This is a genomic window from Streptomyces sp. NPDC004126, from assembly GCF_050275515.1.
Classification (GTDB): Bacteria; Actinomycetota; Actinomycetes; order Streptomycetales; family Streptomycetaceae; genus Streptomyces.
The window spans coordinates 24,513-47,446 of the sequence record NZ_JBNNPF010000034.1; the positions used below are offsets into that span (position 1 = coordinate 24,513).

General features: G+C 72.9%; 17 protein-coding genes. 13 read left to right on the top strand and 4 right to left on the bottom strand.

Features of this window, described 5'->3' with window-relative positions:
* Positions 1-137: 137 nt before the first annotated feature.
* The 3 genes from ACQKM2_RS27630 to ACQKM2_RS27640 are packed head-to-tail and all read left to right on the top strand — an operon-like array spanning position 138 to position 3,887.
* A complete protein-coding gene (locus ACQKM2_RS27630) occupies positions 138-1,166 on the top strand; it encodes an ATP-binding cassette domain-containing protein (RefSeq protein WP_427714475.1) in 1,029 nt (342 codons plus the stop codon).
* Complete coding sequence (locus ACQKM2_RS27635) at positions 1,138-3,231, top strand: YhgE/Pip family protein (RefSeq protein WP_427714476.1); 2,094 nt, start codon at positions 1,138-1,140, stop codon at positions 3,229-3,231. Before ACQKM2_RS27630 ends, ACQKM2_RS27635 begins: the two co-directional genes overlap by 29 nt.
* Before the next feature lie 29 nt (positions 3,232-3,260).
* Entirely contained in the window at positions 3,261-3,887 is a 627-nt protein-coding gene (locus ACQKM2_RS27640; protein WP_042800801.1) for a TetR/AcrR family transcriptional regulator, read from the top strand.
* A 305-nt stretch (positions 3,888-4,192) separates the two neighbouring features.
* On the opposite strand, the gene ACQKM2_RS27645 is transcribed toward ACQKM2_RS27640, so the two are convergent.
* The 4 genes from ACQKM2_RS27645 to ACQKM2_RS27660 form a co-directional block, all read right to left on the bottom strand.
* On the bottom strand, positions 4,193-6,613 hold the full coding sequence (locus ACQKM2_RS27645; protein ID WP_427714478.1) for a transglutaminaseTgpA domain-containing protein: 2,421 nt from the start codon (positions 6,611-6,613) through the stop codon (positions 4,193-4,195).
* Positions 6,610-7,962 (bottom strand): DUF58 domain-containing protein, encoded by a 1,353-nt coding sequence (locus ACQKM2_RS27650; protein ID WP_427714480.1) that lies wholly within the window; start codon positions 7,960-7,962, stop codon positions 6,610-6,612. Before ACQKM2_RS27650 ends, ACQKM2_RS27645 begins: the two co-directional genes overlap by 4 nt.
* Entirely contained in the window at positions 7,962-8,972 is a 1,011-nt protein-coding gene (locus ACQKM2_RS27655) for an AAA family ATPase (protein WP_427714482.1), read from the bottom strand. Before ACQKM2_RS27655 ends, ACQKM2_RS27650 begins: the two co-directional genes overlap by 1 nt.
* A gap of 136 nt (positions 8,973-9,108) precedes the next feature.
* Positions 9,109-9,660, bottom strand: coding sequence for a beta-class carbonic anhydrase (locus ACQKM2_RS27660; protein WP_427714484.1), 552 nt, complete (start codon positions 9,658-9,660; stop codon positions 9,109-9,111).
* A gap of 341 nt (positions 9,661-10,001) precedes the next feature.
* On the opposite strand from ACQKM2_RS27660, the gene rsmH reads away from it, so the two are divergent.
* The 10 genes from rsmH to ACQKM2_RS27710 all read left to right on the top strand — a co-directional run bounded on the left by rsmH (position 10,002) and on the right by ACQKM2_RS27710 (position 22,758).
* Entirely contained in the window at positions 10,002-10,931 is a 930-nt protein-coding gene (rsmH, locus tag ACQKM2_RS27665) for a 16S rRNA (cytosine(1402)-N(4))-methyltransferase RsmH (protein ID WP_427714485.1), read from the top strand.
* Positions 10,928-11,407 carry a hypothetical protein gene (locus ACQKM2_RS27670; protein WP_427714487.1) on the top strand — a complete coding sequence of 160 codons (480 nt, stop codon included), beginning with the start codon at positions 10,928-10,930 and terminating at the stop codon, positions 11,405-11,407. Before rsmH ends, ACQKM2_RS27670 begins: the two co-directional genes overlap by 4 nt.
* Before the next feature lie 327 nt (positions 11,408-11,734).
* Positions 11,735-13,678: a peptidoglycan D,D-transpeptidase FtsI family protein gene (locus tag ACQKM2_RS27675; RefSeq protein ID WP_427714488.1), complete on the top strand. Its 1,944-nt coding sequence runs from the start codon at positions 11,735-11,737 to the stop codon at positions 13,676-13,678.
* 37 nt (positions 13,679-13,715) lie between these two features.
* Positions 13,716-15,419, top strand: a complete 1,704-nt coding sequence (locus ACQKM2_RS27680; protein WP_427714489.1) for a UDP-N-acetylmuramoyl-L-alanyl-D-glutamate--2,6-diaminopimelate ligase — start codon at positions 13,716-13,718, stop codon at positions 15,417-15,419.
* A complete protein-coding gene (locus tag ACQKM2_RS27685) occupies positions 15,416-16,840 on the top strand; it encodes a UDP-N-acetylmuramoyl-tripeptide--D-alanyl-D-alanine ligase (protein WP_427714490.1) in 1,425 nt (474 codons plus the stop codon). Before ACQKM2_RS27680 ends, ACQKM2_RS27685 begins: the two co-directional genes overlap by 4 nt.
* Positions 16,837-17,907 (top strand): phospho-N-acetylmuramoyl-pentapeptide-transferase, encoded by a 1,071-nt coding sequence (mraY, locus tag ACQKM2_RS27690; RefSeq protein WP_427714491.1) that lies wholly within the window; start codon positions 16,837-16,839, stop codon positions 17,905-17,907. Before ACQKM2_RS27685 ends, mraY begins: the two co-directional genes overlap by 4 nt.
* Entirely contained in the window at positions 17,889-19,349 is a 1,461-nt protein-coding gene (gene murD / locus ACQKM2_RS27695; protein WP_427714493.1) for a UDP-N-acetylmuramoyl-L-alanine--D-glutamate ligase, read from the top strand. Before mraY ends, murD begins: the two co-directional genes overlap by 19 nt.
* A 68-nt stretch (positions 19,350-19,417) precedes the next feature.
* Positions 19,418-20,779 (top strand): putative lipid II flippase FtsW, encoded by a 1,362-nt coding sequence (ftsW, locus tag ACQKM2_RS27700; protein ID WP_427714494.1) that lies wholly within the window; start codon positions 19,418-19,420, stop codon positions 20,777-20,779.
* Between the two features lie 6 nt (positions 20,780-20,785).
* Complete coding sequence (gene murG / locus ACQKM2_RS27705) at positions 20,786-21,877, top strand: undecaprenyldiphospho-muramoylpentapeptide beta-N-acetylglucosaminyltransferase (protein WP_427714495.1); 1,092 nt, start codon at positions 20,786-20,788, stop codon at positions 21,875-21,877.
* Positions 21,878-21,900: 23 nt separating this feature from the next.
* On the top strand, positions 21,901-22,758 hold the full coding sequence (locus ACQKM2_RS27710) for a cell division protein FtsQ/DivIB (protein ID WP_427714496.1): 858 nt from the start codon (positions 21,901-21,903) through the stop codon (positions 22,756-22,758).
* Positions 22,759-22,934 lie beyond the last annotated feature (176 nt).

Below are 22,934 nucleotides of genomic sequence, written 5' to 3' on the forward strand. Positions count from 1 at the left end.
TCTTCGTTCGTGGGTCCATCGTGACGGCCGCCACTGACAATCGCGCTGACCTGCGTGTTTCCCCGAAGTTCGGTACTCCGCTTCCGGACCTGCTAGTTTTTGAACTGACTGGTCAGTTCAAAAGGAGGGGGAGGGGCGTGGACAGCCCGCACGGCGCCGCCGTCAAGGCCGAGGGCTTCGGACTCAAGGGCCCGCGCGGCTGGGTGTTCCGCGACGTGGGGATCGACGCGGCCCCCGGATCGCTGATCGCCCTCGAAGGCCCCTCCGGCAGCGGCCGGACCTGCCTGCTCCTCGCCCTCACCGGGCGGATGAAGGCCACCGAGGGCCACGCCGAGATCGGCCGCCACCGGCTGCCGAAGAAGATGGCCGCGGTCCGCCGGATCGCCGCCCTCGGCCCGGTCCCCGGGGTCAACGACCTCGACCAGGCACTCACCGTCGCCGAGCAGCTCCGCGAGGGCGCCATGCTCCAGCGGCGCTACGAGGCCCCGCTGCGGACCCTGCTGCGCCCGCGCGGCGACCGCCGCGCCACCGCCCGGACCCGGATCGACGAGGCCCTGGCCGCCGTCGGACTGGACCTGGCCGCCCTGCCCAAGGGCGAGCGGACCTCCGTACGCGACCTGGAGCGCCTGGAGGCCGTACGGCTGTCCATCGCCATCGCGCTGATGGGCGGCCCCCGGGTGCTGGCCCTCGACGACCTCGACCTCAAGCTCTCGGACGCCGAACGCGCCGAGGCCTGGGCCCTGCTCCGCTCGGTAGCCGACCGCGGGACGACCGTCCTCGCGGTGTGCAGCGAGGCCCCGGAGGGCGTGACCGTGCTCCGCACGGGGGCGGAGTCCGGGGCGGCGCCGCGGCCGCAGGGCGGCCGGCCCGGCGGGAAGGCCCCGGCCGTGGCGGCCGTGGCGCGTACCGGAGGTCCGAAGATCACCTGGGGCCAGGCCACCGCCACCGCCCCGGACAGCGACACGGACACCGACACGGACACCGACACGGACCCGCAGCCGGGCCGGCCCGACGCGCCGGACGAGACCGCCGGGCCCACCCCGAAGGACCGGCCGGTCGACCTCGGCAAGCCCGCCGCCACGGCCTCCACCGGCACCGACGAAGACGAAGACGACGAAGACACGAAGGGGGCGGACGATGCGCTCGCCGAAACTGGCCGCGCTTGAGCTGAAGCGGTTCGGGCGGGGGAAGCTGCCCCGGGCCGCCCTCGTCGCGCTGCTCCTGCTGCCCCTGCTCTACGGGGCCCTGTACCTCTGGTCGTTCTGGGACCCCTACAGCCGCCTCGACAAGGTGCCCGTCGCCCTCGTCAACGCCGACAAGGGCGCCGACGCGGGCGGCGAGCACCTCGACGTCGGCGGCGAGATCACCCGCAACCTGCGCGAGCGCAAGACCTTCGACTGGCGCGAGGTCAGCGCCGAGGAGGCGGCCAAGGGCCTGGAGGACGGGACGTACTTCCTCTCCCTGACCATGCCCGCCGACTTCAGCGAGAAGATCGCCTCCAGCGGCGGCGCCGACCCCACCACCGGGGCCCTCCAGGTCCGGACGAACGACGCCAACAACTACATCGTCGGCTCGATCTCCCGCACCGTCTTCTCCGAGGTCCGCTCGGCCGCCTCCACCAAGGCCTCCCGCAAGTTCCTCGACAAGATCTTCGTCAACTTCTCCGACCTGCACGACAAGACCGCCGAGGCCGCCGACGGCGCCGACAAGCTGAAGGACGGCGCGGGCAAGGCCCAGCAGGGCGCCAAGGACCTCGCCGACGGCCTCGACACGGCCAAGGAGAAGACCGGGGAGCTCACCGGCGGCCTGAAGAAGCTCAACGAGGCCGCCGGCAAGCTGGAGACCGGCTCCCGGCAGGTCGCGGACGGCACCCAGAAGGTCGCCGACAAGGTCAACGGGATCACCGACAAGGCCCGCCCCTTCGTCAAGGACCCCAAGAACCTGGCGGACACCGCCAAGCTGGTCGCCGACACCGCCAAGGTGGTCAACAGCCACCTGGACAAGGCCGTCGAGAAGGCACCGGCCGCCGCCGCGATCACCAAGCAGGTCTCGGGCCTCGCGGACGCCAACTACACCCGGTACTGCGCCAAGCCCGACCCCCAGCTGCCCGCCGGCTTCTGCGACTTCCAGAAGAAGCTCAAGGACGACGCGGCCCAGGCCGCCCTGCTGACGGGCGACGTGAACACCGTCCTCGGCAACTCCAACGGCGACATCACCAAGCTCAAGGGCCAGCTGACCGACCTGGAGAACAAGGCCCGCGAACTCGCCGTCAAGGCCCCCGCCCTCGCCGGCGACCTCGACGCGGCCGTCACCCAGGCCAACGCCCTCAACGACGGCGCCCACAAGGTCGCCGCCGGCATGGTCGAGCTGCACAAGGGCATCGGCACCGCCGCGGGCGGCTCCGGCAAGCTGGGCGAGGGCGTCGGCAAGCTCGGCGACGGCGCGCAGCAGCTGGGCGGCGGCATGGTCAAGCTCGTCGACGGCAGCGGACAGCTGGCCGGCGGCCTGCACGACGGCGCCGGCAAGATCCCGGACTACGACCAGCAGCAGCGCGACGCCCGCACCCAGGTCATGGCCGACCCGGTGCAGCTCGCCAACCAGGCCCTGCACAAGGCGCCCAACTACGGCACCGGCTTCGCCCCGTACTTCATCCCGCTCTCCCTCTGGGTCGGCGCGATGGTCGCCTACATGCTGATCGCCCCCATGAACAAGCGGGCCCTGGCCGCCGGCGCCTCGCCCTGGCGGATCGCCCTCGCGGGCTGGCTCCCCGTGGTCGGCCTCGGCGCCGCGCAGGTGGGCGCGCTGATGTCCGTACTGCACTGGGCGCCGGGCCTCGGCCTGAAGATGGCCCACCCGGCCCTGACCATCGGGTTCCTGGTGCTGGTCACCGCCTGTTTCGCGGCGATCATCCAGTGGCTGAACGCCAAGTTCGGCGCGGCCGGCCGCATCCTGGTCCTCGCCGTCCTGATGCTCCAGCTGACCTCGGCCGGCGGCACCTACCCCGTCCAGACCAGCCCGGACTTCTTCAACGGCATCCACCCCTACCTGCCGATGTCGTACATCGTCGAGAGCCTGCGCCGCCTGATCACCGGCGGCGACCTCACCCCGGTGTGGCAGGGCTGCGCCGTCCTGGCGGCCTTCACGGCCGGGGCCCTGGCCCTCACCGCGCTCGCCGCCCGCGGCAAGCAGGTGTGGACGATGGACCGGCTGCACCCCGAACTGAGCCTGTAAGGGGCTGTTGACCTGTGAGAATCAGCGCCATGGAAAGCAGCAGCACCACCGCCGGCGGCGCCCGGCGGCAGGCCACGCGGCAGAAGCTGTACGAGGCGGCCGTCACCCTGATCGCCGAGCAGGGCTTCTCCGCGACCACGGTCGACGAGATCGCCGAGCGGGCGGGCGTGGCCAAGGGCACCGTGTACTACAACTTCGCGAGCAAGACCGAGCTCTTCGAGGAGCTGCTCCGGCACGGGGTCGGTCTGCTGACCGCCTCGCTGCGGGCCGCCGCGGACGAGACCGAGGCGCGCGGCGGCAGCCGGATCGAGGCCCTCGACGGGATGATCCGCGCGGGCCTGGTCTTCATCGACCGCTACCCGGCCTTCACCCAGCTGTACGTCGCCGAACTCTGGCGCACCAACCGGGCCTGGCAGTCCACCCTGATGGTGGTGCGGGGCGAGGCGGTGGCGGTCGTCGAGTCGGTGCTGCGGGAGGGCGTGGAGCGCGGGGAGCTCAGCGCCGAGATCGACGTGCCGCTGACGGCGGCCGCACTGGTCGGGATGGTGCTGGTGGCCGCGCTGGACTGGCAGGCCTTCCAGCGCGAGCGGTCCCTGGACGACGTCCACTCGGCGCTGTCGCTGCTGCTGCGGGGACGGGTGAGCGGAAGCCGCTGAGCCCCCCGGTCGGCGGTGCCGCCGGCCCCGGTCGGCGGCGTAGAACTGAGTATCCGTACCTAGACGTACAGATGAGTACGCGTACGGATGGGCTCCCACCTGCGCAGACAGCAGACTGGAAGCCATGGACAGGGCCGCTCGGCCCGCACCGCGGACACGGGGCCGCGGAGCGGACCGGGTCCCTGCACGGGGAAACGGAACGCCGGTGCGGCGGGCTCGGGGGGAACGAGCCCATGCCGCACCGGCGTTTTCCTTTGCTCCGCCGCGCCCCGCCCGGGGACGCCGGCCGCACCCCGGCAGGGGCGTCAGCCGCGGCCGCGGAGCGGGAGGCGTACGCGGACGCGGGCCGCGGCCGCGCCCATCCGGGCCGAGGCGGCCGACGCCCGGGCCGATGCGGCGGCGGTGACGCGCGCCCCCGAGCGGGGGAACAGCAGTGCGCGCAGCCGGGCCCGGCGGCCCACGGCGGCCAGCAGGGCCGTACCGGCCAGCCGGACGTCGGCGGCCAGTTCCGGGTACGAGACGTCCGCGCCGGGCGGGGCGTAGAGCGCCCGCTCCACCGCGCCGGCGACCCGGTGCACCGCCTGCGCGGGCTCACCGTCCAGCTTGCCCAGGACCACGACCCGGCCCGCGGCCCGGCGCGGCGACAGGGCCTCGTCGGGCGGGATGCCCACGTCCCAGGCGCTGTCGCCGAGCTCCCGCCAGGCGGTCAGCACGTCCCGGGCGGCCAGCCGCCGCTCGCGGACCCGGCGGCGCCACAGCAGCGGCAGCAGCAGGAGCGCCAGGGCCACCAGCACGCCGCCGGTCCAGCCGAGGACCGCGCCCAGCGGGAAGCCGCCGGCGCCCCCGCCGGTGTTCTGCTGGGCGGCGGGCACCCCGCACTCGCCGAGCTTCTTCAGCTCGGGCGGGCACGCCTCGGCCTGCGAGGGCACGGGCGCCGGGGCCGACGCGGACTGCGAGGGCAGTGCGGACGGCGTGGACGGCTGCGGGGCCGGGGCCTCGGGGCGGCTGTAGTCCGGCAGCGAGATGCCCGATCGGGGCGTCGGCTCGAAGCGGGTCCAGCCCACGCCCTCGAAGTACAGCTCGGGCCACGCGTGGGCGTCGCGCATCGAGACGTTCACACTGCCGTCGGCCTGCTTCTCGCCCGGGGTGAAACCGACCGCGACCCGCGCCGGGATGCCCAGGGAGCGGGACATCGCCGCCATCGAGAAGGCGAAGTGGACGCAGAAGCCCTCCTTGTCCGCCAGGAAGCGGGCGATGGCCTGCGAGCCCGTCCCCGACGACACCTTGGTGTCGTAGCGGAAGCCGCCGTTCACCGCGAAGAAGTCCTGGAGCCGGACGGCCCGCGTGTAGTCGTCCTGCGCGCCCTGGGTGACCTTCCGCGCCGTCTCCGCCACCACCGGCGGCAGGTTGTCCGGCAGCTTCGTGTACTCCTCCCGCACCAGCGGGTTCGCCGCCGGGGCGGCCTGGAGCTGCGCGGCCGTGGGCCGCAGCAGCAGGCTGCGTACGGTGTACTGCGCGCCCTGCACGTTCTGGAAGCGGTCCTTGCCCAGCTGGTCGCCGACCAGGGTCCGGCCCGCGGGCTCGTACCGCCACTTGCCGGCGATGTCGATCTGCGTGGCCGGGTACGGCATCGGCAGGTAGCGCTGGGCGTACGTCCCGGCCGCCGAGACGGAGGTCCGCACCTCGGTCGCGCCCTCGCGGACCCGGTCGCCGAGCCCCGTCGGGTTCGGCAGCCGCTCGGGCACGTCCGTCAGCGGGCGCCCGGAGGCCTCCCACTTGACGCCGTTGAACTCGTCCAGCGCCAGGATCCGCAGGTACTGCTCGCCGAGCTGGGGGCTGTCCGTGCGGTACTTCAGCACCACCCGGTTGTCCTGCGCGTTCAGGCTGCTCTGCAGCGACACCAGCGGGTTCACCGCCGAGATGGTGCCGCCGCCCCGGCCCGAGGCGTCCGTCTCGTCGCCCTGGCCGCCCAGCAGCCCGCCGCCGAGCGACGGCAGTACGGCCGGCACGGCCACGGCCACGCCCAGCGCGACCACGCCGATCCGCCGCCCGAAGCGCACGGGCGCCACGGCCCGGCCGCCGCCCCCGCCGCCGTAGCCGGAGGCCGCCGACACCCTGCCGCTGGGGGCGCCGCCGAAGACCCGGCCCCACTGGGCCAGCCGGTCGCGTCCCTCCGACAGCAGCAGCATCAGGTAGCCGGCGCCGGCCAGCAGGAAGGCGAACCAGGAGCCGCCCTGGCCGGTGGAGAGCCCGGCGGCCACCGAGTACAGCGCCAGCAGCGGCAGCCCGGCCGCCGCGGCGGTCCGCAGCGTCACCGCGAGCACGTCCACCAGCAGCCCGATCGCCAGCACCCCGGCGAGCAGCAGCAGCCGGATGCCGTCGGTCAGCGGGGCCGGTATGGCGAACTCGCCCACGTCCCGCACGCCCTGCTGGAACAGCGCCCCGAAGTCGGTGACCAGGAAGGACAGCGGCCCGCTCCCGGTGGACTCGGCCTTGCCCGCGAAGAGGAACGCGAGCAGCAGCAGCGACACCAGCAGCTGCGCCGCGACGGTCAGCGACCGGGCCAGCGGCACCCGCCGCCCGCCCGCGCCGACCGCGGCCTGTACGCCGAGCAGCGCGGCCGCCTGGAGCAGCCAGCCGGAGGACTCCACCAGCGGGGCCAGCGACCAGGAGGTCAGCAGCGTCGCCAGCATTCCGAAGAGCGTCACCCGTGTGCGCCCGCTCATCCCCGGCCTCCGGAGGTCTCCGGGCCGAGGGGAGCGTTCCCGGCCTGCCGCCACAGTTCCGCGAAGGCGGCGCCGGGCGGTACGGCCAGTGCCGTCCAGCCCGCGTCGCGCAGCCTGCGCAGCCGCTCCTCCGCCCGCGAGGGCGCTCCGGTCCAGGTCGCGGAGTCCAGTACGAACGCCACCGCGGCCGCGCTGCGCTGCCGCATCCGGGCCGCCATCTCGGTCTGCTCCTCGTCGAGGTCGCCGAAGAAGGCGATGAGCAGGCCGTCGCCGCCGGAGGAGGCCAGGCCCGCTCCGCCGCTGCGGACCGCGTCGTGGGCGCGGCCCAGCCCGCTGCCGTCGGAGTGGCCGACGACCGCGAGGGTGTCCATCATCAGTCCGGCCGCCTCGGCGGACTCCGTCCCGCCGGAGGAGAACCCGCCGCCCTCGCCGGGCACCGAGTCGCCGGTGTCGGTCAGCAGCCGCACCGAGAACCCCTGCTCCAGGACGTGCAGCAGGGTGGAGGCGGCGGCGGACACGGCCCACTCGAAGGCGGAATCGGGGCCGGCGCCCTCGTACGCGGTGCCGCGGGTGTCCAGCAGGACGGTGGCCTTGGTGCGCTGGGGCTGCTCCTCGCGGCGCACCATCAGCTCGCCGTAGCGGGCGGTGGAGCGCCAGTGGACCCGGCGCAGGTCGTCGCCGCGCCGGTAGGTGCGCGGGATCACGTCGTCGTCGCCGGCCAGCGCGAGCGAGCGGCGGCTGCCGTCGCCGTAGCCGCCGGCCTCGCCGGTCATCCGGACGGCGGGCAGGGGCTGGGTGCGCGGGACGACGGTGAGGGTGTCGTAGGCGGTGAAGGAGCGGGTCAGCTCGACCAGTCCGAAGGGGTCGGTCAGGCGCAGCTGGAGGGGGCCGAGGGGGTAGCGGCCGCGCAGGTCGGAGCGGACCCGGTACGAGACCTCGCGGCGGCCGCCGGACTCGACCCGGTCCAGCACGAAGCGGGGCCGCGGGCCGAGCACGTAGGGCACCCGGTCCTGCAGCATCAGCAGTCCGGTGGGGACCCGGGAGACGTTCTCCAGCCGCAGCTGCACCCGGGCCTCCCCGCCGGCGGGTACCCGCGGCGGGGTCAGGCGGCGGGTCGCGGTGACCCGGTGGCGGGTGCGGTGCAGGGCGAGGACGCAGATCAGGGGGAGCACGACGAGCAGCAGCCCGACCCGCAGCAGCTGGCCCTGGCCCAGTACGTACGCGCAGACGGCGGCGGCGGCCCCGGCGGCCAGGAACGAGCGGCCCCGGGTGGTCAGCCCGGCCAGCGAGGCGCGCAGCCCGCCGGGGTCCCTGACCTGCCCGCCGGCGCCGGGGGCACCGGCGGCCATCAGAAGCTCCGGGCGGCCGCGCCGGGCGGCATCTCGCCGCGGTGGTGCGCGGCGGGGACGGGGGTGCGCTGGAGGATGTCGTGGACGACCTGCTCGGCGGTGCGCCGGTTCAGCTGCGCCTGCGCGGTGGGCAGCAGCCGGTGCGCGAGGACGGGTGCGGCCAGCTGCTGGACGTCGTCGGGCAGGACGTAGTCCCGGCCGGACAGGGCGGCGGAGGCCTTGACGGCGCGCAGCAGGTGCAGGGTGGCGCGGGGCGAGGCGCCCAGGCGCAGCTCCGGGTGGCTGCGGGTGGCCGAGACCAGGTCGACCACGTAGCGGCGTACGGGTGCGGCGACGTACACCTCGCGGACGGCTTCGATCAGCTTGACCACGTCGTGGGCGTGCGCGACGGCGGTGAGGTCGTCGAGCGGGGAGGGTCCGCCGTGCACGTCGAGCATCTGGAGCTCGGCCTCGGGGCTGGGGTAGCCGACGGAGACGCGGGCCATGAAGCGGTCGCGCTGGGCCTCGGGGAGGGGGTAGGTGCCCTCCATCTCGACCGGGTTCTGGGTGGCGACGACCATGAACGGGCTGGGCAGGGCGTAGGTGGTGCCGTCGATGGTGACCTGGCGCTCCTCCATCGACTCCAGCAGCGCGGACTGGGTCTTGGGGGAGGCGCGGTTGATCTCGTCGCCGATGACGATCTGCGCGAAGATCGCGCCGGGCTTGAACTCGAACTCGCGGCGCTGCTGGTCGTAGATGCTGACGCCGGTGATGTCCGAGGGCAGCAGGTCCGGCGTGAACTGGATGCGCTGGACGGAGCAGTCGATGGACTTGGCGAGCGTCTTGGCCAGCATCGTCTTGCCGACGCCGGGGACGTCCTCGATCAGGAGGTGCCCTTCGGCGAGCAGGACGGTCAGTGCGAGCCGTACGACCTCGGGCTTGCCCTCGATCACGCTTTCGACCGATCGGCGGACCCGGTCGGCCGTGCTGGTCAGATCAGCGAGGCTCGCTCGGTCGTCGTACGTGGTCACCTGGTTCTCCTCGGCCCTTTCTCCGGGCCGACGCTGTTGGCGCATGACCGGCCCACCCCGAAACACGGACACCGCCCCGGAGGGGTTCCGGGTGACGTCTCCCCGCATTCTTGACGGCGTCCGCCGGGTCTGTCACTCAGGTGGCCGGATCGATCTCGCGCAGGAGACCGGTGTGCACGTCGAAGACGAAGCCTCGCACATCGTCCTTGTGGAGCAGGAACGGGTTCGTCCGGACTCGCTGCATGGACTGGCGGACGTCCTGGTCGACGTCGCGGAAGGCTTCCACGGCCCAGGCGGGGCGCTGGCCGACCTCGTCCTCCAGCTCGTGCCGGAAGTCCTCGGTCAGGCTTTCGAGACCGCAGCCGGTGTGGTGGATGAGTATGACCGAGCGGGTGCCGAGGGCCCGCTGGCTGATGGTGAGCGAGCGGATGGTGTCGTCGGTGACGACGCCGCCGGCGTTGCGGATGGTGTGGCAGTCGCCGAGCTCCAGGCCCAGGGCCTTGTGCAGGTCGAGGCGGGCATCCATGCAGGCCACGACGGCCACGTGCAGGACGGGGCGGGCGTCCATGCCGGGGTCGGCGAACTGGGCGGCGTAGCGCTGGTTGGCGGCGACCAGCCGGTCGGTGACGGAGTCGCCGCCGGGCGCCTGGGACGCGGGGCTGGCGGGCAGGGATGCGGAAGTCGTCATGGTGAAGACGTTAGTGGTCACAGCTCGGAGAGGCATTGAGTGAGGATGGACAAAGAAGGTCAACGAGCCTTGTTGTGAGCTAACCCACAGGAGTGAGGCGGGGGCCGCCGTTCGGGTGATTCGCGGCTTTTGGGCTTTGCCCCGGGGAAGGGCGCACCGGACGCGGGGCGGTTCGTTGACCGCGGCGACCGTTGCACTAAAGTGACGCGAACCGGCCGGAGCCCGGCCCTCACCGGCCGCCCGGCCCCCTGGTAACACTCCGCGTGCGCGGCGCGGCGTATGCCTGCCGCGCCGTTATCTGAGAGGGCGCTTTGACTAGCGAGTCCCGACATGTCCCGGTGATGCTCCAGCGGTGCCTGGACCTGTTGGCCCCGGCGCTGGAGAGGCCGGGGGCCGTCGTCGTCGACTGCACCCTCGGCCTCGGCGGCCACAGCGAGGCCCTGCTGACCAGGTTCCCCGAGGCGCGACTGATCGGCCTCGACCGCGACAAGGAGGCCCTGCGGCTCTCCGGGGAGCGGCTCGCGCCCTTCGGCGACCGGGCCACCCTCGTCCACGCGATCTACGCCGACCTCGCCGAGGTGCTCGACGGCCTCGGGCTCCCGGCCGTCCAGGGCATCCTCTTCGACCTCGGCGTCTCCTCCATGCAGCTCGACGAGGCCGACCGCGGGTTCGCGTACGCCCAGGACGCGCCGCTGGACATGCGCATGGACCAGACGACCGGCGTCAGCGCCGCCGAGGTCCTCAACACCTACGCCCCCGGCGAGCTGGTGCGGATCCTGCGCCAGTACGGCGAGGAGAAGCAGGCCAAGCGGATCGTGTCCGCGATCGTGCGGGAACGGGAGAAGGAGCCCTTCTCCAACAGCGCGCGCCTCGTGGAGCTGATCCGCGACGCCCTGCCGCAGGCGGCCAAGCGCACCGGCGGCAACCCCGCCAAGCGGACCTTCCAGGCCCTGCGCATCGAGGTCAACGGAGAGCTCTCCGGGCTGGAGCGGGCCATCCCGGCGGCGGTCGACCGGATCTCCGTCGGCGGCCGGATCGCGGTGCTCTCGTACCACTCCCTGGAGGACCGCCTCGTGAAGCAGGTCTTCGCCGCCGGCGCCACCTCCACGGCCCCGCCGGGGCTGCCGGTCGTCCCGGAGAAGTACCAGCCGAAGCTGAAGCTGCTGACGCGCGGCGCGGAGCTGCCGACCGAGGAGGAGATCGCCGAGAACCGGCGGGCCGCCCCGGCCCGGTTCCGGGGTGTCGAGCGCATCCGCGAGGCGCGGCTGTGACCAAGGCCCGCGCGGGCGGCGCCGCCCGGCCGAGGACGCAGGGCGGTGGCGGCGGCGGGGCGGCGCGGATGCCGTTCGTCCTGCTGGTGGTGGCGCTGCTCGCGGGCGGGCTGATCAGCCTGCTGCTGCTGAACTCGGCGCTGAACGAGGGCTCCTTCCAGCTGAGCCGGCTGAAGAAGGAGACCACCGCGCTGACGGACGAGCAGCAGGCGCTCCAGCGGGACGTGGACGGGTACTCGGCGCCGGACGCGCTCCAGCGGCGGGCGCGGGAGCTGGGCCTGGTGCCCGGGGGCAGCCCCGTCTTCCTCGGCCCGGACGGCAAGACCGCGGGCACCCCGGCGGCGGCGGAGGCCCCCGCGCCGGTGGCTCCGCCGGTTCCGCCGAGTCCCGTTCCGGGGTCGCCCACCCCGTCGGCCCCGGCCGCCGCGCCGGCCGCGAGCGGAACCCCGCAACCCACCCCTACCCCAGGCAGGTGACGTCGTGACGCGGACCCCCGCGGGGCACCACCCCGCCGGCCCTGCGGGGCAGCTCCCCGCCCCGCCCTTCCACCGTTCCCCGGGGGCTCCGCCCCCGGACCCCCGCGCCTCAAGCGCCGGCGGGGCTGGTCGGTCGGGCGCCGCCCGGACCTGCGCCTCAAACTCCCCCAGCTACCGCTGGGAGGTGCCCCCAGGCGTGGCTGGTCGGTCGGGGGCCGCCCGGGCGTGCGCCCCGGGCCGCGGGCCGGGTGGGCGCGCGATTCCAGCCCCGCCGGCGTTTGAGGCGCGGGGGCTGGGGCGGGGCCCCAGGGGTCGCGGAGTGCGGCGGTGAGCCCCAAGGCGGCGGTGCCGCGGGCCCGGGTCAACGCCCGGCCAGGGCAACCGCACACCATCCGGCTCGGGAACCCCAAGCCCCGGCTGCGCCTCGTCGGCGTCGGCCTCACCCTCGTCATGCTCGCCTTCGTCGTCCGGCTCCTGCAGGTGCAGGCCGTCGACGCCTCCGCGTACTCCGCCAAGGCCAGCGAGAACCGCTTCGCCAGCCACACCCTGGCCGCCGAGCGCGGGGAGATCACCGACCGCAAGGGCGTGGCCCTGGCCACCAGCGTCGACGCGTACGACATCACCGCCGACCCGAAGATGTTCACCCCGCAGGAGAGCAAGGCCCCCGACGCCCCCCAGCAGGCAGCGGCCCTCCTCGCGCCGATCCTCGCGGCGGACCCCGCGGAGCTCGCCAAGCGCCTCCAGACCAAGAACAGCCGCTACGTGATCCTGGCCCGCCGCCAGACCCCCCAGGTCTGGAACCAGATCAAGGACCTCAAGAAGCTCTTCGCCGACAAGGCCGCCGCCGACAAGAAGAAGAACGGTCCCGGCGCCAACGTCATCGCCGGCGTCTTCAACGAGGTCAGCAGCAAGCGCGTGTACCCGAACGGCGACCTCGCCGCCGGGATACTGGGTTACGTCAACGCCGACGGCAAGGGCGGCGGCGGCCTGGAGTCCGCCCTCGACAAGAAGCTCGCCGGCAAGGACGGCGAACTGACCTACGCCCAGTCCGGCGGTCGCCGCGTCCCCACCGCGGGGTCCAGCGAGAAGCCCGCCGTGCCCGGCGACGACATCGAACTGACCATCGACCGCGACATCCAGTGGGCCGCGCAGAGCGCCATCGCCGAACAGGTCGAGAAGTCCGGCGCCGACCGCGGCTACGTCATCGTCCAGGACACCCGCACCGGCGAGGTGCTGGCCATGGCCAACGCCCCCGGCTTCGACCCCAACGACCTCACCCGGGCCCGCTCCACCGCGATGGGCAACGCCGCCCTCCAGGACGTGTACGAGCCCGGCTCCACCGCCAAGGTGATGTCGATGGCCGCCGTCCTGGAGGAGAAGAAGGCCCGCCCCGACACCCGCGTCGAGGTCCCCAACCGGCTCCACCGCGGCGACCGGCTCTTCAAGGACGACATCGACCACCCGACCTGGTACCTGACCCTCAACGGGGTCCTCGCCAAGTCCTCCAACATCGGCACCATCCTGGCCACCGGCCAGCTCGGCGCCACCCAGTCCGAGGCCAACAAGGTCCTCTACTCCTACCTGGACAAGTTCGGCATCGGACGCCCCACCGGCCTGAACTACCCCGGCGAGTCCCGCGGCATCCTCGCCAAGCCCGAGGCCTGGTCCACCTCCCAGCAGTACACGATCCCCTTCGGCCAGGGCCTGTCCCTCAACGCCATGCAGGCCGCCTCCGTGTACTCCACCATCGCCAACGGCGGCGTCCGCACCACCCCGACCCTGGTCCGCGGAACCAAGGGCCCCGACGGCCGCTTCACCCCGGCCCCGGCCCCCGAACAGGCCAGGGTGATCAGCGCCGAGACCGCCAAGACCCTCTCCGAGATGCTCGAATCCGTGGTCGACGACCAGGAGGGCACCGGCACCAAGGCGAAGATCCCCGGCTACCGGGTCGGCGGAAAGACCGGCACCTCCAACCGGGTGGATCCGGCCACCGGCCGCTACAAGGGCTACACCGCCTCCTTCGCCGGCTTCGCCCCCGCCGACAACCCCCGCATCACCGTCTACTGCGCCATCCAGAACCCCACCAAGGGCAGCTACTTCGGCGGCCAGATCTGCGGCCCGATCTACAAGACGGTCATGGAGTTCGCCCTCAAGACCCTCCAGGTCGCACCCACCGGAACGGCCCCCGCCGGCCTGCCCGTGACCTACGACGCGGCCCCGCCGCCCGCCGCCCCGAGCAGCGCCCCCACCGGTCCCCAGCCCGGGCCGTGAACCGACCGTCCAGCCACCAGAGCGCGAGGCGCAGCCAGTGACAACGATCACCCCGGAACCGGGGAACCAGACGGCCGCCGGCGCCGAAGCGGGGCCCTCGCTTCGCGAGCGGCCCGCCGCGCCCGGTACGCTCACCGCCGTGCCCCACGCTGATCAGCCCAGAACCGCCCAGAAAGACGCCCCGGCAGCGCCGCCGGGAGCGCCCCGGCCCATGTCCGTGCGACCGGTCCCGCTGCGCGAGCTCGCCCACCTGGTCGACCTCGAAGCACCGGGCGACCCGGACGGCCCGCCGATCACCGGCATCACACACGACTCCCGTGCTGTGCGCCCCGGCGACCTGTACGCGGCCCTGCCGGGCGCCAAGCTGCATGGCGCGGACTTCGCGGCCCAGGCGTACGCGAACGGCGCCGCCGCCGTGCTGACCGACCCGGAGGGCGCCGAGCGCGCCGCCGCGACCGGCCTGCCGGTCCTGGCCGTCGCCGACCCGCGCGGCCGGATGGGCGAGCTCGCCGCCGAGATCTACGGCCGGCCCGGCGAGGCCCTGCTCCAGCTCGGCATCACCGGCACCTCCGGCAAGACCACCACCGCGTACCTCGTCGAAGGCGGGCTGCGCGCGGCGGGACGCACCACCGGACTCGTCGGCACCGTCGAGATGCGCATCGGCGACGAGCGCATCAAGTCCGAGCGGACCACCCCCGAGGCCACCGACCTCCAGGCCCTGTTCGCCGTCATGCGCGAACGCGGCGTCCAGGCCGTGGCCATGGAGGTCTCCAGCCACGCCCTGGTCCTGGGCCGGGTCGACGGCTGCGTCTTCGACGTCGCAGTCTTCAACAACCTGAGCCCGGAACACATGGAGTTCCACACCGGCATGGAGGACTACTTCCAGGCCAAGGCGCAGCTCTTCACCGAGCGCCGGGCCCGCCTCGGCGTGGTCAACCTCGACGACGAGTACGGCCGCCGCCTCGCCAAGGAGTCGCCGATCCCGGTCGTCACCTTCTCCGCCGCCGGCGACCCGGCCGCCGACTGGCGCGCCGAGGACGTGGTCAGCGGCCACATGGACTCCACCCTGACCCTGGTCGGCCCCGAAGGACAGCGCGTACGGGCCAAGGCCCCGCTGCCCGGCCCGTTCAACGTCGCCAACACCGTCGCCGCGATCGTCACGCTCGCCGCCGCCGGACTCGACCCGCAGGCCGCCGCCGACGGCGTCGCCGCGGTCCCCGGGGTCCCCGGCCGCCTGGAGCGCGTCGACGCGGGACAGCCGTACCTGGCCGTCGTCGACTACGCCCACAAGACGGACGCCGTCGAGTCGGTGCTCCGCGCCCTGCGCGAGGTCACCACCGGCAAGCTGCACATCGTCCTCGGCTGCGGCGGCGACCGCGACACCACCAAGCGCGCCCCGATGGGCGCCGCGGCCGCCCGGTACGCCGACACCGCCGTCCTGACCTCCGACAACCCGCGCTCCGAGGACCCCCTGAAGATCCTCGCCGCGATGTTCGAGGGCGCCGTCTCCGTGCCCGCGGAGGAACGCGGCACCGTCCTCGTCGACGCCGACCGGGCCGCGGCCATCGCCGCCGCCGTCGCGCGCGCCGAGGCCGGCGACACCGTCCTCGTCGCCGGCAAGGGCCACGAGCAGGGCCAGGACACCGCCGGCGTCGTACGCCCCTTCGACGACCGCGCCGTGCTCCGCGCGGCCATCGAGAACCAGCAGCTCAGCGCCCGACAGGCCGAGGTGGACCAGTGATCGCCCTTACCCTCGCCGAGATCGCCGACATCACCGGCGGGCGGCCCCACGACATACCGGATCCGTCGGTGCGGATCGCCGGACCCGTCGTCATCGACTCCCGCCAGGTGGAGCCCGGCAGCCTCTTCGCCGCCTTCGAGGGCGAGCACGTCGACGGCCACGACTACGCCGAGCGGGCCGTCGCCGCCGGCGCCGCCGCCGTCCTCGCAGCCCGGCCCGTAGGCGTACCGGCGATCGTGGTGCCCGACGTGGAGAAGGCGCTCGGCGCCCTCGCCCGCACCGTCGTCGAACGTCTCGGCACCGACGTGGTCGCCCTGACCGGCTCCGCCGGCAAGACCTCCACCAAGGACCTCATCGCCCAGGTGCTCCAGCACCACGCGCCCACGGTGTGGACGCCCGGCTCCCTCAACAACGAGATCGGCCTGCCGCTCACCGCGCTGAAGGCCACCGCGGAAACCCGCCACCTGGTCCTGGAGATGGGTGCCCGCGGCATCGGCCACATCGCCTACCTGACCGGTCTCACCCCGCCCCGCATCGGCCTCGTCCTGAACGTCGGCACCGCCCACATCGGCGAGTTCGGCGGGCGCGAGGCCATCGCCCAGGCCAAGGGCGAGCTGGTCGAGGCGCTGCCGTCCGAGGCCGAGGGCGGCGTCGCCGTACTCAACGCCGACGACCTGCTCGTGCGCGCCATGTCCGCCCGCACGAAGGCCCGTACGGTCCTCTTCGGCGAGGCCGAGGACGCCGACGTACGCGCCACCGAGGTCCGGATGACGCCCGCGGGACAGCCCTCCTTCACACTCCACACACCGACCGGGTGCAGTGATGTGACCTTGCGGCTGTACGGTGAGCACCACGTGTCGAACGCGCTCGCCGCGGCCGCCGTCGCCCATGTCCTGGGCATGCCGGTCGAGGAGATCGCCACAGCGCTCTCCGGAGCGGGCACGCTGTCCCGGTGGCGGATGGAGGTCACCGAGCGCGAGGACGGCGTGACGATCGTCAACGACGCCTACAACGCGAACCCGGAGTCCATGCGGGCCGCCCTGCGCGCACTCGTCGCGATGGGGGAGGCCGGCAAGGCGGACGGGGGACGTACGTGGGCGGTGCTCGGCCCCATGGCCGAGCTCGGCGACGCATCGCTGGCCGAACACGACGCGGTGGGGCGGCTTGCCGTCCGGCTCAACGTGAGCAGGCTCGTGGCAGTCGGGGGCAGGGAAGCGTCCTGGCTGCAACTGGGCGCATATAACGAGGGTTCGTGGGGTGAGGAGTCGGTGCTCGTGTCCGACGCGCAGGCGGCTGTCGACCTGTTGCGCAGTGAACTGCGCCCGGGGGACGTCGTGCTGGTGAAGGCTTCCAGGTCGGTCGGCCTGGAGCGGGTCGCGCTGGCGTTGCTGGAGCGCGAGGGCGGGGTCGCCGACCGATGAGGCAGATCCTGTTCGCCGGTGTCATCGGCATGTTCCTGACCGTGATCGGCACGCCGCTGCTGATCAAGCTGCTGGCCCGCAAGGGCTACGGCCAGTTCATCCGCGACGACGGCCCCCGCGGCCACGCCGGGAAGAAGGGCACGCCCACCATGGGCGGTATCTCCTTCATCCTGGCCACGCTCATCGCGTACGCCCTGACCAAGGTCATCACCGGTGAGGAGCCGAGCTTCTCGGGCCTGCTGGTGCTGTTCCTGATGGCGGGCATGGGCCTGGTCGGCTACCTCGACGACTACATCAAGATCGTCAAGCGGCGCTCGCTCGGTCTGCGGGCCAAGGCCAAGATGGCCGGCCAGCTGATCGTCGGCATCGCCTTCGCGGTGCTCGCCCTCCAGTTCAAGGACTCCCGCGGACTGACCCCGGCCTCCGACAAGCTGTCGTTCGTCACGGACTTCGGCTGGTCCATCGGCCCCGTGCTGTTCGTGGTCTGGGCCCTGTTCATGATCCTGGCCATGTCCAACGGCGTGAACCTGACCGACGGCCTGGACGGCCTCGCGACCGGTGCCGCCGTGATGGTCTTCGGCGCCTACACCTTCATCGGCGTCTGGCAGCACCAGGAGTCCTGCGCCAACGCGGTCGACCTCACCAACCCGAACGCCTGCTTCGAGGTGCGCGACCCGCTGGACCTCGCGGTCGTCGCCTCCGCCCTGATGGGCGCCTGCTTCGGCTTCCTGTGGTGGAACACCTCGCCCGCCAAGATCTTCATGGGCGACACCGGTTCGCTCGCGCTGGGCGGCGCCCTCGCGGGTCTGGCCATCTGCTCCCGCACGGAGTTCCTGATGGCCCTCCTCGGCGGCCTCTTCGTGCTCATCACGATGTCGGTCGTCATCCAGGTCGGCTCCTTCAAGCTGACCGGAAAGCGCGTCTTCCGCATGGCCCCGCTCCAACACCACTTCGAACTCAAGGGCTGGTCGGAAGTCCTCGTCGTGGTCCGGTTCTGGATCATCCAGGGCATGTGCGTGATCGTCGGTCTCGGTCTCTTCTACGCGGGATGGGCAGCAGACAAGTGACCTCCTGGCAGGACAGGAACATCACCGTCGCCGGTCTCGGCGTGAGCGGCATCAGCGCCGCCCGCGCCCTGGCCGGCCTCGGCGCGGTCGTGACCGTGGTCGACAACGGGGACGGGGACGCGCACCGTGCGCGGGCCGCCGAACTCGCGGAGCTGGGCATCGAGGTCCGCCTCGGCCGCCTGGAGGGCGGCGGGGGAGCCGGCGAGGTCCTGCCCGAGGGCACCGACCTCGTCGTGACCTCCCCGGGCTGGAAGCCCGACAGCCCGCTCTTCCTGGAGGCGGCCAAGGCCGGCGTGGACGTCGTCGGCGACGTCGAGATCGCCTGGCAGCTGCGCGGCGAGGGGGCGGCCCCCTGGCTCGCCATCACCGGTACCAACGGCAAGACCACCACCACCCAGATGCTGGCGTCGATCCTGAAGGCGGCCGGCCTGAAGACCGCCGCCGTCGGCAACATCGGCACCCCCATCATCGACGTGGTGACCGGCGACGAGCAGTACGACGTGCTCGCCGTCGAGCTCTCCAGCTACCAGCTGCACTGGGCCCCCTCGGTGCGCGCCCACTCCGCGGCCGTGCTCAACCTGGCCCCGGACCACCTCGACTGGCACGGCTCCATGGAGGCGTACGCCGCCGACAAGGGCCGCATCTACGAGGGCAACACCATCGCCTGCGTCTACAACGTCGCCGACCCGGCCACCGAGCGCCTGGTCGAGGAGGCCGACGTCGAGGAGGGCTGCCGGGCCATCGGCTTCACCCTCGGCGCCCCCGGTCCCTCCATGCTCGGCGTGGTCGACGGGATCCTCGTGGACCGGGCGTTCGTGCAGAACCGGCAGAAGAACGCCCAGGAGCTGGCGCACGTCGACGACGTCAACCCGCCCGCCCCGCACAACATCGCCAACGCCCTCGCGGCGGCGGCCCTGGCCCGCGCCTTCGGCGTCGAGCCGCGCGCGGTCCGCGACGGGCTGCGGGACTTCCGCCCCGACGCGCACCGCGTGGCGTTCGTGGACGAGGTCGACGGGGTCCGCTACGTCGACGACTCCAAGGCCACCAACACGCACGCCGCGGAGGCCTCCCTGGCGGCCTTCGAGCCGGTCGTCTGGATCGCCGGGGGCCTCGCCAAGGGCGCGACCTTCGACGAGCTCGTCCAGAAGTCCGCGAAGCGGCTTCGCGGGGTCGTGCTGATGGGCGCCGACCGGGCGCTGATCGCCGAGGCGCTGGCGCGACACGCGCCCGAGGTCCCGGTGACCGACCTCGAACGGACCGACACTGGGGCGATGCTCGCAGCGGTCCGGGAAGCGGCCCGGCTCGCGGAGCCCGGGGACACGGTCCTGCTGGCGCCCGCGTGTGCGTCGATGGACATGTTCGCGAACTACAACAAGCGTGGGGACGCGTTCGCCGACGCGGTGCGCGAACTGGCCTCCGGGAGTGCCGCGGACACGGCCTAGGCCGGGACGCCGGGAAGGTCCTCTCCGGCCGGCTGCTCGCCTCGTACGAGTGGAGGGGAAGAACACAGATGCCGGCCAAGCAGATGCTGCCGGGGCGGCGGCCCGCCGCCGTCAAGGCGCAGGGCCGCAAACGCCCGGCGGGCGGGGCCAAACGGCCCGCCGGGCGCGGGCCGTTGTCCGGGCTGCGGCGTACGCAGCGGCAGTTGAGCAAGGCCTGGGACCGCCCGCTCACGGCGTATTACCTGATTTTCGGCAGCTCGTTGCTCATCACCGTGCTCGGGCTGGTGATGGTCTACTCGGCCTCCATGATCAAGGCGCTCCAGCTGGGCCTGGGTGACGCCTACTTCTTCAAGAAGCAGTTCCTGGCCGCCCTCATCGGCGGCGTCCTCCTCTTCGCCGCCTCCCGGATGCCGGTCAAGCTGCACCGGGCGCTGTCCTACCCCGTGCTCGCCGGCACCCTGTTCCTGATGGTCCTGGTCCAGGTCCCCGGGATAGGGGTCTCGATCAACGGCAACCAGAACTGGATCTCCCTGGGCGGCCCGTTCATGCTCCAGCCCAGCGAGTTCGGCAAGCTGGCGCTGATCCTGTGGGGCGCCGACCTGCTGGCCCGCAAGGGCGACAAGGGGCTGCTGACGCAGTGGAAGCACCTGCTGGTGCCGCTGGTCCCGGTGGCCTTCCTGCTGCTCGGGCTGATCATGCTCGGCGGGGACATGGGCACCGCGATGATCCTCGGGGCCGTCCTCTTCGGCCTGCTGTGGCTGGCCGGGGCGCCCACGCGGATGTTCGTGGGCGTGCTCGCCTTCGCGGGTGTGATCGTCGCACTGCTCATCAAGACCAGCCCGCACCGCATGGACCGGCTCGCCTGCCTCGGAGCGACAGACCCGGGCAAGAACGACCTCTGCTGGCAAGCCGTACACGGGATCTACGCCCTCGCGTCCGGCGGATGGTTCGGTTCCGGTCTCGGGGCGAGTGTGGAAAAATGGGGTCAACTGCCGGAAGCCCACACCGACTTCATCTTTGCCATCACCGGTGAGGAACTGGGCCTGGCGGGGACGCTGTCGGTGCTCGCCCTGTTCGCGGCTCTAGGCTATGCGGGTATCCGCGTGGCCGGACGCACGGAGGACTCCTTCGTACGGTATGCCGCGGGAGGCGTGACCACCTGGATCACGGCCCAGGCCGTGATCAACATCGGTGCGGTGCTCGGCCTGCTGCCGATCGCCGGGGTCCCCCTCCCGCTGTTCTCCTACGGAGGGTCGGCCCTGCTGCCGACCATGTTCGCGGTCGGACTGCTCATCGCGTTCGCGCGGGAGGAACCGGCGGCGCGGGCGGCGCTCGCGATGCGACAGCCGAGAGCCGGCTGGAAGCGGAGCGGGCCGATATGGAAGTCGATGAGACGGCGCGTCAAGAGGCGTCCGTCCGGAGAGCGGTGAAATTCGGTGCATGTCGTACTCGCCGGCGGGGGGACCGCCGGCCACATCGAGCCGGCGCTGGCCCTCGCGGACGCACTGCGCAGGCAGGACCCGACCGTGGGCATCACCGCCCTCGGCACGGAACGGGGCCTGGAGACCCGCCTGGTACCGGAGCGCGGCTACGAGCTGGGCCTCATCCCCGCCGTGCCGCTGCCCCGCAAGCCCACCCCGGAGCTGATCACCGTCCCCGGGCGGCTGCGCGGCACCATCAAGGCCGCCGAGGAGATCCTCGTACGCACCAAGGCCGACGTGGTCGTCGGCTTCGGCGGCTACGTGGCCCTGCCGGGCTACCTCGCCGCCAAGCGCCTCGGGGTGCCGATCATCGTCCACGAGGCCAACGCCCGCCCCGGACTGGCCAACAAGATCGGCTCCCGCTACGCGCACGCCGTCGCGGTCTCCACCCCCGACAGCAAACTGCGCGGCGCCCGCTACGTGGGCATCCCGCTGCGCCGCGCCATCTCCACCCTCGACCGGGCCGCCGTCCGCCCCGAGGCCCGCGCCGCCTTCGGCCTGGACCCCAACCTGCCGACGCTGCTGGTCTCCGGCGGCTCCCAGGGCGCCCGCCGCCTCAACGAGGTGATCCAGCAGGCCGCGCCGACCCTCCAGCGCTCCGGGATCCAGATCCTGCACGCGGTCGGCCCGAAGAACGAACTGCCGCGTGTCGACAACATGCCCGGGATGCCGCCGTATGTGCCGGTACCGTACGTGGACCGGATGGATCTCGCGTACGCCGCCGCCGACATGATGCTGTGCCGCGCGGGAGCGATGACCGTCGCCGAACTCTCCGCCGTCGGACTGCCGGCCGCCTACGTACCGCTGCCCATCGGCAACGGCGAACAGCGGCTCAACGCCCAGCCGGTGGTCAAGGCCGGCGGCGGCCTGCTCGTGGACGACGCGGAGCTGACGCCCGACTGGGTGCTCGGCCAGGTCCTCCCGGTGCTGTCCGATCCGCACCGCCTGTACGAGATGTCCCGCGCCGCCGCCGAGTTCGGCCGCCGGGACGCCGACGAACTGCTCGTCGGCCTCGTGTACGAGGCGATTGCGGCTGCACGCGGGTAACCGCTGACCCAGGAGGCACAGGAGTGGCCGGAGCGACGACGGCACGGCGCGGCCCATCCGGCCGGGGAGGCAAGGGCGGCAAGGGTGCGGACGCCGCCAAAGCGCCCAAAGCCCCCAAGCGGCCCAAGTCGTCGAAACCGCCCGGGAGATCCGGCCCGCGGGGGCCCGGTCGCGCACTGCCGCGCCGGGTCCGCGTGCTGGCCTCCCTCGCCGCCGCAGTGCTCCTCGCCGCCGGCGTCACCTGGGCGCTGTACGGCTCCTCCTGGTTCCGCGTCGAGAAGGTCACGGCCTCCGGCACCGAGGTGCTCACCCCCGGGCAGGTCCTCGAAGCCGCGGCCGTGCCCGTCGGCGCACCCCTGGTGAGCGTCGACACCGACGAGATCGCGGCCCGGGTGCGCGGCCGGCTGTCCCGCATCGATTCGGTCGACGTGGTGCGGTCCTGGCCGCACGGGATCGCCCTGAAGGTGACGGAACGCAAACCGGTCCTGCTCATCAAGAAGGACGGACAGTTCACCGAAGTGGACTCTTCCGGTGTGCGATTCGACACGGTCAGGCAGGCACCCGCGCACGTTCCGGTCCTCGAACTTGCGGCGGAGGGTTCCCCGAGCGCCCGCCGCTTCGACGGCGAGCGGCTGCTGCGCGAGGCCGTCGGCATCGCCGGGAGCCTCCCCGAGGCCGTCTCCAAGGAGACGCTGCAGGTCACGGTCCGGTCGTACGATTCGGTCGTACTGCAACTCACCAGGGGCCGCACGGTCGTCTGGGGGAGCGGCGAACTGGGTGAGGCCAAAGGCCGGGCGCTGACGGCTCTGCTGAAGGCCTCGCCCAAGGCCGACCACTTCGACGTGAGCGTCCCCACGGCACCTGCGGTGTCCGGGAGTTGACGTCAGGTCGAACACCGACGCACCCTGGTTGGCCACCGATACGGGTGATCACATAGGGTGAAAAGAAAAACGGGAGGTTCGGCGTGTTCGTTGAACACGCGCTACTTGTCGACTTAGTGTCCTGTTCGGAAGAGTCCAGGGAACAGACACACCCCTAACCCTAAACTTAAGGGTGA